General features: G+C 61.9%; 14 protein-coding genes. 11 read left to right on the top strand and 3 right to left on the bottom strand.

Annotated elements, in window-relative coordinates; all coding sequences use genetic code 11:
* Positions 1–18 precede the first annotated feature (18 nt).
* On the top strand, positions 19–234 hold the full coding sequence (locus tag AC5QAH_RS02565; RefSeq protein ID WP_495232059.1) for a hypothetical protein: 216 nt from the start codon (positions 19–21) through the stop codon (positions 232–234).
* A gap of 68 nt (positions 235–302) precedes the next feature.
* The gene (locus AC5QAH_RS02570) at positions 303–1,328 is read left to right on the top strand and encodes an ArdC family protein (protein WP_495232060.1); all 1,026 of its coding nucleotides are present in this window, start codon (positions 303–305) and stop codon (positions 1,326–1,328) included.
* Here AC5QAH_RS02570 and AC5QAH_RS02575 read toward each other — a convergent pair whose 3' ends face one another.
* Together AC5QAH_RS02575 and AC5QAH_RS02580 are read right to left on the bottom strand one after the other, a co-directional pair.
* Positions 1,329–2,087, bottom strand: a complete 759-nt coding sequence (locus AC5QAH_RS02575; RefSeq protein ID WP_054172975.1) for a DUF8608 domain-containing protein — start codon at positions 2,085–2,087, stop codon at positions 1,329–1,331.
* Positions 2,088–2,168: 81 nt separating this feature from the next.
* Positions 2,169–2,885 (bottom strand): hypothetical protein, encoded by a 717-nt coding sequence (locus AC5QAH_RS02580; protein ID WP_495232061.1) that lies wholly within the window; start codon positions 2,883–2,885, stop codon positions 2,169–2,171.
* Between the two features lie 902 nt (positions 2,886–3,787).
* On the opposite strand from AC5QAH_RS02580, the gene AC5QAH_RS02585 reads away from it, so the two are divergent.
* The 4 genes from AC5QAH_RS02585 to AC5QAH_RS02600 all read left to right on the top strand — a co-directional run bounded on the left by AC5QAH_RS02585 (position 3,788) and on the right by AC5QAH_RS02600 (position 5,953).
* Positions 3,788–4,345 carry a glycine zipper 2TM domain-containing protein gene (locus tag AC5QAH_RS02585; protein ID WP_054172973.1) on the top strand — a complete coding sequence of 186 codons (558 nt, stop codon included), beginning with the start codon at positions 3,788–3,790 and terminating at the stop codon, positions 4,343–4,345.
* A 317-nt stretch (positions 4,346–4,662) separates the two neighbouring features.
* Positions 4,663–5,001 (top strand): hypothetical protein, encoded by a 339-nt coding sequence (locus AC5QAH_RS02590; protein ID WP_054172971.1) that lies wholly within the window; start codon positions 4,663–4,665, stop codon positions 4,999–5,001.
* Positions 4,998–5,477, top strand: a complete 480-nt coding sequence (locus AC5QAH_RS02595) for a hypothetical protein (RefSeq protein WP_054172970.1) — start codon at positions 4,998–5,000, stop codon at positions 5,475–5,477. The genes AC5QAH_RS02590 and AC5QAH_RS02595 overlap by 4 nt, the downstream gene beginning before the upstream one ends.
* Positions 5,478–5,596: 119 nt before the next feature.
* The gene (locus AC5QAH_RS02600) at positions 5,597–5,953 is read left to right on the top strand and encodes a PM1101 family membrane protein (RefSeq protein WP_054172969.1); all 357 of its coding nucleotides are present in this window, start codon (positions 5,597–5,599) and stop codon (positions 5,951–5,953) included.
* A gap of 210 nt (positions 5,954–6,163) precedes the next feature.
* On the opposite strand, the gene AC5QAH_RS02605 is transcribed toward AC5QAH_RS02600, so the two are convergent.
* Entirely contained in the window at positions 6,164–7,138 is a 975-nt protein-coding gene (locus AC5QAH_RS02605) for a hypothetical protein (RefSeq protein WP_495232062.1), read from the bottom strand.
* A gap of 270 nt (positions 7,139–7,408) precedes the next feature.
* Here AC5QAH_RS02605 and AC5QAH_RS02610 point away from each other — a divergent pair, with 270 nt between their 5' ends.
* The 5 genes from AC5QAH_RS02610 to AC5QAH_RS02630 all read left to right on the top strand — a co-directional run bounded on the left by AC5QAH_RS02610 (position 7,409) and on the right by AC5QAH_RS02630 (position 11,996).
* Positions 7,409–7,888, top strand: a complete 480-nt coding sequence (locus tag AC5QAH_RS02610; protein WP_054172968.1) for a JAB domain-containing protein — start codon at positions 7,409–7,411, stop codon at positions 7,886–7,888.
* 115 nt (positions 7,889–8,003) lie between these two features.
* Positions 8,004–8,447, top strand: a complete 444-nt coding sequence (locus AC5QAH_RS02615; protein ID WP_495232063.1) for a hypothetical protein — start codon at positions 8,004–8,006, stop codon at positions 8,445–8,447.
* Between the two features lie 64 nt (positions 8,448–8,511).
* Positions 8,512–8,898 carry a hypothetical protein gene (locus AC5QAH_RS02620; RefSeq protein ID WP_154583073.1) on the top strand — a complete coding sequence of 129 codons (387 nt, stop codon included), beginning with the start codon at positions 8,512–8,514 and terminating at the stop codon, positions 8,896–8,898.
* A 111-nt stretch (positions 8,899–9,009) separates the two neighbouring features.
* A complete protein-coding gene (locus tag AC5QAH_RS02625) occupies positions 9,010–9,510 on the top strand; it encodes a Csu type fimbrial protein (RefSeq protein ID WP_495232064.1) in 501 nt (166 codons plus the stop codon).
* A 506-nt stretch (positions 9,511–10,016) separates the two neighbouring features.
* Positions 10,017–11,996, top strand: a complete 1,980-nt coding sequence (locus AC5QAH_RS02630) for a fimbria/pilus outer membrane usher protein (RefSeq protein WP_495232065.1) — start codon at positions 10,017–10,019, stop codon at positions 11,994–11,996.
* Positions 11,997–12,321: the final 325 nt, after the last annotated feature.

Here is a 12,321-nt window from a genome sequence, read left to right on the forward strand (position 1 = left end):
CTGTCGCATGCTGAAACCATGACTCCTTCCGATGCCTTCGTAGACGACAGCATGGGCCGCCAAGACGCTTTGGCGGCCTCCCCCTGTTTCACCGTGCACCGAGCCCCCGAGGGCATCCGCGTGCAGCTCCAGGAGGGCGACACAGACCCCGGCACCGGTTTGACCATCGACCGGGCCTTGGCGTTGCTGGAGAACCTATTGGAGCAGGGACGCGCTGTCACCATTCAAGATTGAAGTTTCGAGCCTAACCCCCTTGGCGTTGCCGACAGGCGCCTTTCCTTGCCTTCCAGGAGAGCCTGTCCGTGTCCGATGCCACCCCCAACGAAAGCTTCCTTCAGCGCCATTCCCGCGACGTCGTCGAGCGCTTGATCCGCCAGATGGAGGAGGGCACCGGTCCCTTCCTCAAACCTTGGGACGCCCGCGTGGACCTCGGCTTGCCCATGAACCCCACGACGGGCAAGAGCTACCGGGGCGGAAACCTGCTCCACCTGTGGGCCCTTCAGAGCGCCTGGGACACCCAGGACAACCGGTGGATGACTTACAAGCAAGCCGCGGCCGTGGGCGCTCAGGTGCGCAAAGGCGAGAAAGCCAGCGTGATTGAGTACTGGGACTGGTCGCCGGTGGAAGAGGCCAAGAAGAGCGGGGACCCCGATCTCATCGCCAAGGCCCACCCCAAGGTCTTCTTCCCACGCGTGTTCAACGCGATGCAGATCGATGGGTTGCCGGCGTTGGTCCTGCCACCCCCGCGCGCAGAGCCCGATATCCATCAGGCCTGCGAAGCGGTGCTCAAGGGCAGCGGGGCTGAGATCCACCACGACGGGGGCAACCAAGCGTTCTACCGTCCGATGACCGACAGCATCCACTTGCCCCAGCGCAACAGCTTCCACTCGGCCAGCGGCTACTACGCCACCGCGTTGCACGAACTGGGCCACTGGACCGGCTTTCCCACCCGCCTCAACCGCGATCAGAAGGGGGCTTTGGGGAGCGTCGACTACGCCAAGGAAGAACTGGTCGCGGAGGTGTCATCTATGCTGATGGGCGAACGCCTGGGCATTGGCCACGATCCCACCCAACACGCGGCTTACGTGAAGTCGTGGATCCAAATCCTCCGGGACGATCCCCGGGAGCTCTTCCGAGCCGCGGCGGCGGCAGAGCGGGTGGTGGAGTTCCTGAAGGTGCCCGAGTTGGTTCGCGAGCCGCTCCGAAAGGTTGAGCAGGAGTGGCAGTCCGTGGCGGCCAATCGGCAAGAGCTTGAGAAACCTGCTTCCAACGTCCGGCAGTGTTCCCGCCCCAAGACGAAAGCCAAGGGGCGCGACATGGTGGCCTAACTAAACGTTGTAGTTCCCTTTGGTCGAGATAAGCTTTTGACGAAGCTCTTCAATTCTGGACTTTCGTTGCCCGCACAGCTCTTCAAGGGTGTATTCGTAGATTTCGAAGGCATCCAGCAGCGCTTCGCGCCGAACACTTTCGCCGTGAGAACCGAGGTTGCCAACCATCCTAAGGGCTGTCAGAGACGATGCATGTTCAGCGTTAACCTTCCCATAAAAGGCAATTCTTGCGTTCAAGTCCAGGCGTCTTGCCTTGCCGTCTTGCATGCTTTCCCTTGGGACTTCAAGGAAGTCCAGCAGAAACTCGACGCTGGCACGTAGACGATTGGCCGATGAGCTCGGGTCCATCCAGTAGAGGGACGACGCGAGGCGGATGTTCTCCCTGACTTCGGGAGGAGCCAGCTCAGGAATGGAGATGAGCACAGGCGCGGGAAACATGGCTCTGGGATGGAGATGGGCGAAGAAGACTTGACGATTGTCTTCTTCGTCGAAGCATTCAGTTAGCGACGTATCTCCGGAAACAACCGAGATCTCGCCGCACTCCGGATCATCGCACGTCAGCTTCAGGCTAAATCGTTCAACGTCCCAGCATGGCTCCCAGTCGGCATCCTCTCGATTCTTCGCAGAATAAGCCGGTTCCTTGACATCAATGCTCTCTGGATTCAGCCTCGCGTTACCGATGAGGCACATAGGGCAGGGGAAGCTGGGAAAGTGGTCTTTGTCATAGGTGCCAGACCATAGATCGCGCTTGAACGCCATGCTGTGAGCTCTTGGGATTCTTGGTGAATACTTTCAGTGGGGTTGGTTCGATAGGGTGATGTCGAACGCGACCGCATCGATTCAGGTTTTGGAAAGGTAGTCCATGCGCAAAAGCATTTGCTTTAGAACGTCGATGACGGAAACCTCGTCAGCATCCTTGGCCGGAGTCAAGGCAAGTGCCCAGTTGCGGACCGAAGGGCTCAAGTCCTCTCCGAGTTCCACCACCAAGTCCTGAAGGTCATCCAACGGCAGATAGGCCGTCGCAGCCAGGATCTCATCGAGCTTTCCCGACAAGTTTTCTTCGTGTGCTTTCCGAAGGTCTCGCGCGGTGGCTCGGCGCTTTCTAAGCTCGGCGGCGTGCTCTACCTTGATCTCTTCAATCTTTGCTTTCGCTGATTTGCTCTTCTTGCGAACGGCGCCGCGAACAATGTCGCGCACCAGCTTGGCGTCGTGCGTGTCTGTGAGACTGGCAATCAGTGTATCACTATTAACGCGCGCCGGTCGGTAGATACGGACCTTGCTGACCTCATCCCCCAGCACTCGCTGCGTCCACTTTTCCATCGTCTCCTTTGCCTTCTTTTGACCGGTTAGAGGCGACGGAACGTTCTTGAGGCGTGGTTTACCTTCGAAGTCCACCAGCAGGCCATAAGTCTTGAGGATGCGGTGGCTGTAGGTTGTGTCGGACATCCAATTTCCCCCTGTGAGTGATCCTGCAATTTTGCCACTTCCGTAGACGGTTTGGCAGGTTGAGGGAGAGCGTTCCCACATCATCACAGGTTGAATGTCGATCAGGAACATTGCACGACAGGAGAGCTTGCCGGTTTCAGATTCCTTGCCAGACGCGGAGGGGCGAGAGAGAAAGGGGAAGAAATGGCCAGTCTGATCTACGTGCAGTAATAGCAATTCCGATCCGTGTGCTATCGAGCACGCGCGAACCCATCGTGCATCCTAACGTGTAGGCGCGGACTACACCGCACTCCGCCGGCTGCTAGCCCTGCATGAACGGCCTCGGTGCGCTCGGGTTTGAGCGTCACGCTCGCACTCTGGCCGCGCCAGCGGGGCATTGAGGTCAACGTGGCCTTCTGGTCCAAGGGCTTGAGCCACAAGTTGGTAAGAGCGGCCACCAAGGTTGCTAGCTTGGATGGCCACTTGCAGACATTGACGAAGCCTGCGCGACGCAGAGGGAAACCGCTTGTGGCAGTGGGCCAGGCAGAGCGGTTACTTCTTGGATGCCATGCGCTGGTAGAGCTTGTAGACGCCGAACATCGCCGCACCACCCGCAATTGGTGCAGCCGCGACCACCCCCAGTCCAGCAAGCATGCCACCGCCCACAACGCTCCCGACAGTTGCCAAGCCGGAGGTCACGGCGGCTGCACCGGCGGTTCCGGCCGCTGCACCACTGGTTACGCCGAGGATCGCAGAAGTTGCGCCAGCGACAGCTCCGCCGCCGGTCGAAATCGCGGCACCTGCGACCGATGAACTCTTCTTCCTTGCCATACTTTTCCCTGTTGGTTTTGAGTTGTGGGCAGAATCATCGCCTGAGCATCAATCTCTGTCCATATGCTTCATTTTTGTCGCTTTTCCGTCAATTTAATGACGCGGACTGCAGTTTGTGTAACCGCGCTCCGAAGCCCCCCCCTTGCGCATTCCCAGAATCGATCTATGCATAGGTGAACCTACTCACGAAATGGAGGTGCACCTTGAAACCCATCGTTCTGGCCCTTGCATTGGCGTTGTCTGCTCCCGCCGCCTTTGCCGGCGATTCCACCTCCGCTCGCCGTTACGGTTCGTCCGAGGCCCTATCCGTCCAGGACGCCCGACTGGGCGAGGTCCTGATGGTTCGCACGGTTAAACTGAAGTCCGACCAGCGTCTGAACGCCGGCTCCGCCATCGGGGCGGCCGTTGGCTATGGGGCTGCTAACCAGGTCAAGAACAGGGACTACCGCAATGCAGCCCGGGTGGCCGGTGGCGTCATCGGTGCGGTTGCCGGAACCGCGGTTCAAAAGGGCCTCAGCGGCCGCACCGCAGTGGAGATCTACGTGCGCGACCTGTCCGATCGCCGCCAGCGCATCCTCTCGGTGGTCCAAGACGCCGACGTGGACGTGCGCGAAGGTGATCGGGTGTTCCTGGTGGGGAAGGGAAGCAAGACCAGGGTGGTGCCGATTGCGCGGATGGATGATTCGCCGTGGGGTGGTGGTGAGAACGCAACGAATCACTGTAGCCCTTGCGTCACCCTTGGGTCTGGGTTCGTCGATTGAGATGCGCTGATCATGAAGCAACCCTCCGTGGCCCACCGCCGCTCCAAAGTCGCCCGGATGTTTCGAGAGGGACACCGCCGGGCGGCCATCGCCCAAGCCCTGGGCGTTCCATCGCCCGTTGTGAGCGCCGACCTGGCCCTCCTGGGGTTGCGTCAAAAGCCGCGGCAGCCACTGGCTGACCAGCACGGCTTCGTGGTGCGCCTCCTGGAGGAAGGAAACAACTGCCCTGCAATTGCTAAGCGCCTGGGCGTGACCCGACAGGCGGTTCACGCTTACCTTCAGGCCCACGGCCTGCTCCCAACCCAGAGGAGGATGCCATGACCCTTTTTCTGGTGGTCGTGCTGTCTGAGCTCGTCCTCTTCGCGGTCACTTTCGGGATCGCGTGGCTGTGCGCCTCCAAAGCCCGCAGCGCACGCAGGGGCTGGGAGGCGTTCCAAGCCGGCCGGGAAGACGTCCCATCCGTGGTTGCGTTGGTGTGGCATTTGGCCGTGTTCTGCGCGTGCTTGGCACTGCTGGCTTACCAGCTACAGCATGTGGTGAGCCACGTCTGGTTGGATCCTTCCAACCTATACCTGTCATCCACGCTGGCGCTTGTCGTCTGTTCGATCACGTGTGGGCTGCTTCAGGGCAGCGGGCTGACCCGGAGGCGAGCATGAGGACCAGCCACGGGCGGTTCCGCCCAGACGCCGTCGACGCCCGCCCTCGCCACGATGGGCTTTTTCAGGGCGAAGGCACGGGCGAGGAAGCTCATCAAGAGCGTGATTCGTTGCTTCAAGCGCTTTACACCGAATCGCTCCATGCCCGCGGGGACGTGGACGCCATTGATCGCATGCTCGATGCCCACCGGGAGGCGTTTGGGGAGCCCGAGCAAGTCGCCTATGCCCGTCAACAAGACGAACGCCATGATCGGGCGTTGCCTTTGCCGAGCGGTGGCTTGCCGTTAAAGCCGTCCATGGGGCGCTACCTGGAGGAGCATCGGTCGTGGAACCCGCCGACCGCCAAAGAGGCCGCCATCGCACGTTCCAGAGGCCTCGCCATGGTGCTCGAAGGGAAGGCATGGCGCGCTGAAGACGACGTTGCCGGGGTTACGGTGGAGGCTCCCAAGGACGCCCCGTGGCAGCGGATGCGCTGAGTTCGAGTCTCAGCTGGAGAGACAGTTGGGCACCATCATTGCTGCTAGGAACACGTTGTTCCCTTCGGCTATCCTGCCCAGGGTATCCATCACTGGTATTGCTAACAACAGGGGGCGTTATGGCAAGCGTGACAGTAAGGACGCGGGATGAGCTGGAAGCGGCCAAGAATGCAAAGGCGCAGCAGATTGTGGTTGTAGGCAAGTTGGCAGACGACCTGAAGAAGACGCGCAAGTTCGCCAAGCTTGGTGCGGTCGGTGTTGCAGCAATCGTTGCTGCAGTTGGACTCGCTCCAGTAACGGCTGGGCTCAGCACGCTCAGCCTGGGGGCGGTCGCGACAGTCACTGGAGTCGAGATCATCGGCATCATCACCGCCGCAAGCCTTGGTCTTTCTTTGATCCTCGCAATCTACAAAGGCTACGATGTGGAATACGAGGCTGGCGGAAGGGTCATTTTCAAGCGCAAGGAAGGAAAGTGATGCCCGGCTTCGTTCCAGGGGCGCCTTACCTTTTTGTTTGCGAGAAGTGCAGTCATCACTTTCAGCGGAAGATCAACTTGGGGCTCTTCTGTCCGGCATGCAAGTCGCTGTCCGTGAAGCCTCGTTTGGTCTGTAAGTAGTGCTCGTTGGCCGCCATAAAGTTGGCGGCCACTTCCAATGACCGGTCGAGTCGCGTTTAACATCGCGGTCTCAGGTGCCCCGCAACCCTTTTGCTTCAAAGCGCTCCAGTATCGCCGTCACGGCTTCTGCGGCACGGTCCGGTGACGCATCTATGCGTTCCAAGCCCGTCATGGCGACGGGCAACGGCGCATTCGGATCGGTCATGGCCACCACGGCCAGGACTCTTCCTCGGATGGTGTCTTCCACCGTGGTCCATTCGTCGGCGAGACGCTGGGGTTTATCGGTGAGAAGGACCACCATGACGGGCCCGGGTGTCAGCAGGCGGTTGGAGCGTCCCCGAAGTGCTGCGCTGTTGTGGACATGGATGGCCCGGCGGTGCCCATCTTCGGTCAGTTGGACCAGGACGCTGTGGCAGCTCGGCGCGCCCATCTCGTTGCAAACGATGTGGATGCGACCCTTGGCCCATTCCTGAAAGCCCACTGAGGAGGGCGCCAACTCATCGCTGGTAAAACAAGCCTCCACGAACCGTCGGCCTGCGAGGCTCAGTCCTTTCTCTTCGATCAGGCCCCAGCGTTCAAAGGTCTGGCGATTGATGCTGCTTTTCGACTGCAGTCCAAGGAATTCTTTTGGGTCCAGGTTACCCCCGCCGGTGCCAGGAAACACGTGGTGACGCTCGGTGATTAAAGCGCGTCGCAGAAGATCGACCTGGCCAAACGACAGGTCGCTCAGCGCCTTAATGAAGTGGCGCTTGAGATGGCCTGCGGTTTTGCCGGTAGCGATTGAACAGGCAAGGCGGCCATAGACGGTGGCCTTCTCGGCCTCGATGTCCATCTCCAATGCCCGCAGCATGGCCAGAAAATCTTCCGAGGTCATGGCCTCCGCGTTCTCGGGGAACACCTGACCCTCAAGCGCGGCACGGGTGAACTCCCGGTAGCGCTCCTCAGTGCGCTTGGCAAGCCAGGCGGCGATGAATTTTGGGCCCTTCGAAAGAAGGGCGAACGGACCGGAGATTTCCTCCAGTGGGGCAAGGTCAGGGTAGTCCATCGGGGTCTCGTGACGGTTTGCGGGGCCAGATACCTCATCCTCAAGCCTTCAAGCCCGTTCTTCAATCCTTCGATTGAATTCCCCATCCGGGCAGTGCCCTCTTTCACTGGCAATCCTGGCTCCGCTGACGCAGCCGCAAGGACAGGCCTCCTCCACGCTGTTCCGGCCCTTCGATGCGCGCCTGGCGTTGCTCACTCCCGGGTGCGGATTCGTACAACGCTTCGCCCGCCGGTCCCCACGAGGCGCATCCCGCGCCGGTGGAGAAAGCAAATGAAGCGAGCCAACGACATTCGGGCCCAGTACCAGCTGGCCATGGACGAAGAGGGCATCCTCCTGGCCGCCTCGCACATCCTGGAGCGTCGCCTCCTCCGCCAAGGAGCCATCACCGATCCCAGCAGCGCCAGCAGCTACCTCACTGCCCGCTGCGCGCACCTCGATCACGAAGTGTTTGGCACGGTGTTCCTGGACGCCCGCCACCGCATCCTTGCCACCGAGCACCTCTTTCAAGGCACCATCGATGGGTGCGAAGTCCATCCCCGCATCGTCGCCAAGAAGGCGTTGGACCACAACGCCGCCGCGGTCATCTTCTTTCACAACCACCCCAGCGGAAACCCCGAGCCCAGCGCTGCCGACCGCGCCATCACCGACCGCCTCAAGCAGGCCCTTGCCCTTTTCGACATTCGAGTGCTGGATCACCTTGTGATCGCGGGCACCTCGCACGTGTCGATGGCTTCACGAGGGTGGGTGTGACCACCCCCTTTAAAGCAAAGACCTGTGGCGGAAGCCGCCGGCGGTCGCTGCGCGCCGGCATCTGAAAAATCATCCGCATGGATGAAAAGCACCAACGCCTTCGGCGCGATAAGTGATGTTAGGAAAAACTGCGGCCTTAGATCCGCAGTTTTTGCTTTTAGTCAAAGTTTTGTCCGCTGCAGCCGTGGACAAATTTTTAGGGCGATCTACCTTGAATTCAGTGGTAGGCACTGCCGCCGACCAAGACAAGAGGTATCAAATGAGCGGAACGTTCACAGTCCACGAAACCAAGATGATCGCGTTGGGATTGAATCCCGGATTGATTGAAGATTATGCAGCGGTCTCCTTGGAGCCCGTCAGCTTTGAAGAAGAGGACAGCCTGGGCTGGGCGACCACTTGGAGTGCGGTTCATGCCGTCGAGCTCCACAACGGCGGGAAGGTCTACGTTAACGGCCGATCCTTCCGCGTCTCTCAAGCCAAGCCCGGTTACAAACAGCTGCTCAAGTGCTGGCGAGAAGAGCAGGGGCGGCGGCGCGCAGAACTGGCTTATGATGGGTGACGTGACCCCTCGGACGAACGGTCATTGGGGAGACGGGGGGCTCGGAAAGAGAGAGAGGGCATCCGTGCTCCACGGCATCCATTTCGTCAGTCCCTCGGTGGGTGGTCCGCTCTTCAATACGGTGTGGCTTCCCACACTTGCCGACTTGCGGGCGCTGCTCACTGACGCTGACCTCTGTAAAGCAGCCGAAGCCGAGGTGAGCGCGTTCATTGACACGTTCGTGGACCCGTTGCCCCCTGAGCTCGACGAGGTCATTCACCAGCCATCGATAAAACAGATTTCCAGCTTGCCGGATGATTGCGGGATCGGCTTGGGCGTTTTTGTGACCGACGCTTTTGCGTTCGTCCTTCAGCGCATGATTCATGAGGCAATGGCTCAGCACCGTGCGCGTGAGTTGGATGGGGCATGGCAACAGTCAGTCACCGCAGTTGGCAAACGTCCCAGGCTCTAACCGCTGGGGCAAGGGCCCCCTTGCGCGTTTTCAGATTCGAGGTATCGGTAAGGGGATGGCCAATTAAGGGCTACTCATCCCCACTCAATCCCTCTCAAGGAGACGATACCCATGACACGCAAGACCTTCCTTCGCGCCCTGCTGCCCATCGCCCTGGCCTCGCTGGCGGTGCCCGCCTTCGCCGCCGACACCACCGCAGACCTGACGATTCAGGGCACCCTGACCAACACCTGCAAGCTGTCCGTTTCTCCGGTCACGGACATGGATTGGTCGGGCACTTCTGACAACTCCACCCGAACCTCTGCGTTGAGCATCGTGTGCAACCAGGGAACCACTTACTCCATTTCCCCAGGACAGGGACAGAACTTCGGAGCGTTGGCGGGTTACGAGACCTACCGCGCCGTCAGCAACGGTTCGGGTGCCTTCATCCCGTATGGCTTGTTCAAGGACATTCCCGGCACCCAGGCATGGGGCGATGATGCCGATGCGTTCGCGGGCACGGGTAACGGTGCTGTGCAAACCCACGAATTCGCGTTGAAGTTCTTCGCCCTCAAGCAGGCTGTGGGTGGCAACTACACCGACACGGTCGCCGTCACCGCCACTTACAACTGATCCCCATCGGTTGTCGCGACGCCCCCGGCTTGCCGCGGGGGCTTTTTGTTGCCGCAAAGATGAGTAGGTATGGGTTGACTGAATGGTATTCCGATCTAGCTTGAATGGAGACACCCCAAAAGGAGACCCCATGACCCATTCCCAACGTTTTTTGGCCGTGGCCGCCGCGTCCTTGTTGTCCTTTTCGGCGTCCGCCGGTTCCATCTCCGTTGGCCCCACCACCCTGATGGCCGATACCTCGGCCAAGCACGTCGCCGTGACGCTGCACAACAGCGGGGACGCCTCGGTGCGTTACCAAGTGAAAGCCGTGGGGTGGAATCAGGCCACGGGGCAGAACGTGTTTTCACCCACCACTGAGATCGTGGGGGCGCCTACCTTCGTGGACGTCCCGCCCCAAGGACAAGGCGGATCCACTCACGTTCTGGCAGCAAGACGGCCAATGGTTCGCCGACCCGGTCACCTGGCGCGAGATCGGACTCCAGCTTCCACCGGGTCAAGCGGAGCCGATGAGCGCCAAAGCGCTGGGCGTTGGCTTTGTTGTGGACGAGGCCACCGCCACGGTCGCCTTGGACCTGCCGGCCGACCGGCTTAAAGCGCAACGCGTGGCCCGTGACCGCGCCGAGCGCGGTCCCATCGCGCCGCCCGCCCCCGGGGTGCTGGTGAACTACAGCGTGGCGGGCATGGTGTCCGAACGACAGCATGCGCTCTCCTTGGGGCACGAGGTCCGCAAGGCGGGGCGTTGGGGCGTTGTCAGCACCAGCGGCCAGGTCAACACCGACACGGCCGGCACCGGCTACGTTCGCGGCGTGACGCGCTGGCAGGAAGATGATCCCAACCGCTTGGTGACTTACCAGGCAGGCGATGTGTTCGCTGGCCCGTCCTCCTCGCCGGTCAACCTGGGCGGGGTGCGCGTGGCCAAGGACCCGCGGGCGTTGGACCCGTTGACGCCCACGTATCCGGTCCCGATGCTCGGTGGCGTGGCGCTCGATCCGGCCACGGTGGAAGTCCTGGCCAACCGCGCCCGCGTGCTGCGGGGCCAGGTGGGGAAGGGGCCGTTCACCGCCGATGGCAGCGCCTTGGGCGCCGGTGCGCAGCAAACCCAAGTGGTGGTGCGAGACCCCTACGGCCGCGAAACCGTGGTGAGCGATCAGCGCTTCTACGTCGCCCCCACGCTGCTCCGCAGAGGGCTCACCACGTGGGAAGTCGCCGCCGGCCGTGTGCGCCAAGGGGAGAGCGATTACGGGACCTTGGGCGCGACCGGATCGGTGGCTTGGGGCCTCAACGACCGGTGGACCCTGCGCGGCACCGCTCAAACCTCATCGAACGGCAAGGCCAACGTGGCGTTGGGGGCCACCACGGTGCTTGGCACCTGCGGCACGCTGGATCTGGAAGTGGGCACGTCCACCCAAGGCGGCCAACGGCAGGCCATGGCTTACGACTACCGCGGCCCGAGGTTTGGCGTGCGCCTGGAGCACGAGCGCCAACAGGGCTACTGGCGTCTGCGCGCCCCCGGTGCATTGGAGGTGGAGCAGCGCACCCGAGGTTCGGTGTTCTGGCGGCCCACGCCCCAGTGGTCCCTTCGGGCCAGCTATTCGGACGTGCGCACGCCACGCTTTCGCACCGCTTACGCCGACGCCGGGCTGACCTGGCGTGGCAACGGGCACACCGTGGCCGTCTCCGCCTTGCGCGATCTGGAGCGCAAGGAAACCCGGGTGGAGGTGGGCTACAGCTACGATTTCGGCAGGGGCAAGGGCGTGAGCGTTCGGGCCCGGCAAGCCCCCGATGCCACCGCGTGGGCCGTTCAAGGACGCGCCCGTCCGACAGTGTTGGGAACCCAGGTCGGCTTGTCCGCTTCGGTGGACGAGGGAGCATCGGGCCGGACGGCCCGGGCCAACGCCAGCTGGACCACCCAGGCAGGGTGGGCCCAGATCAACGCCGAGCACGGGGCCAGCGGCACCTGGGCTTCCGGTTCGATGGCCGGTGCTGTCCACCTGGACCGCCAAGGCGTGACGTTCCTGGGTCCGGCCGAATCCTTCGCCGTGGTGGACGTGCCCGGCCAAGCCGGGGTGCCGGTGAGGGTGGGCGGCAGATTGGTGGGGAAGACCAACGCCCAGGGCCGCCCGGTGGTGGGCGAGGTGACCCCGATGGTGCCCACCGAGGTCCGCGTAGACGATCGGGCGCTGCCACTGGGCACGCAGTTGGCCGAGATCGAGCAAACCGCCACCGCGGGCCGCCAAGCTGGAATGCACCTCACCTTCCCAGTCCTGACCGAGACCGCACGAACCTTCCGCCTCACTGGCCCGGCCATCGAAGCGGGCACGGTGGCCAAGACAGCGAACGGGACCACCCAGGTGGGCTTCGACGGGGTGCTCTACCTGGAGCAGCCGCGGCCCGGCCAGACGGTGGAGGTGGAAGGGGTCTGCAAGGCCCAACTGCCTGCGGACCTTGGGGCTGCGCAAACGGTGGCCGAGGTGGCTTGCCGGTGAGTGGGAAAAGCGCTGTCTGCGCAGTGCGAGTTGGATGGCATAGATGGTCCCCTAGCGCCTTCGTTGCAGCTCAACGGTTTGCGGGTCCTACATTCATGCGCGGAGGGGCTAACTTGCTGATTGTATTGGTCGAGGCGAAAATGGCGAAGGGGATGAGTTGCGACCATTCGGAGGCGCAACGGCTGTGCGGCGGCGCAGCCCATGAGACGGAGTTCGGGTATGTTCCGAAGCGTCGTCCTAGGGCTTTTTCAGCGCACAGGCTTCCCATGGCCCTAAGGGGCCATTTTTGCGGCTGGTCCGCGATCGAAGAACACAAGGTAATCAG

The sequence above is a fragment of the Stenotrophomonas sp. YJH_SMC_43 genome (genome assembly GCF_059372535.1).

What these genes read in the sequence shown, in the direction of transcription:
- AC5QAH_RS02565 (WP_495232059.1), top strand. Translation starts at nt 19, where the DNA reads ATGACTCCTTCCGATGCCTTCGTAGACGACAGCATGGGCCGCCAAGAC.
- AC5QAH_RS02575 (WP_054172975.1), bottom strand. Translation starts at nt 2,087, where the DNA reads ATGGCGTTCAAGCGCGATCTATGGTCTGGCACCTATGACAAAGACCAC.
- AC5QAH_RS02580 (WP_495232061.1), bottom strand. Translation starts at nt 2,885, where the DNA reads ATGTTCCTGATCGACATTCAACCTGTGATGATGTGGGAACGCTCTCCC.
- AC5QAH_RS02590 (WP_054172971.1), top strand. Translation starts at nt 4,663, where the DNA reads ATGACCCTTTTTCTGGTGGTCGTGCTGTCTGAGCTCGTCCTCTTCGCG.
- AC5QAH_RS02595 (WP_054172970.1), top strand. Translation starts at nt 4,998, where the DNA reads ATGAGGACCAGCCACGGGCGGTTCCGCCCAGACGCCGTCGACGCCCGC.
- AC5QAH_RS02600 (WP_054172969.1), top strand. Translation starts at nt 5,597, where the DNA reads ATGGCAAGCGTGACAGTAAGGACGCGGGATGAGCTGGAAGCGGCCAAG.
- AC5QAH_RS02605 (WP_495232062.1), bottom strand. Translation starts at nt 7,138, where the DNA reads ATGGACTACCCTGACCTTGCCCCACTGGAGGAAATCTCCGGTCCGTTC.
- AC5QAH_RS02610 (WP_054172968.1), top strand. Translation starts at nt 7,409, where the DNA reads ATGAAGCGAGCCAACGACATTCGGGCCCAGTACCAGCTGGCCATGGAC.
- AC5QAH_RS02615 (WP_495232063.1), top strand. Translation starts at nt 8,004, where the DNA reads ATGTTAGGAAAAACTGCGGCCTTAGATCCGCAGTTTTTGCTTTTAGTC.
- AC5QAH_RS02625 (WP_495232064.1), top strand. Translation starts at nt 9,010, where the DNA reads ATGACACGCAAGACCTTCCTTCGCGCCCTGCTGCCCATCGCCCTGGCC.
- AC5QAH_RS02630 (WP_495232065.1), top strand. Translation starts at nt 10,017, where the DNA reads ATGAGCGCCAAAGCGCTGGGCGTTGGCTTTGTTGTGGACGAGGCCACC.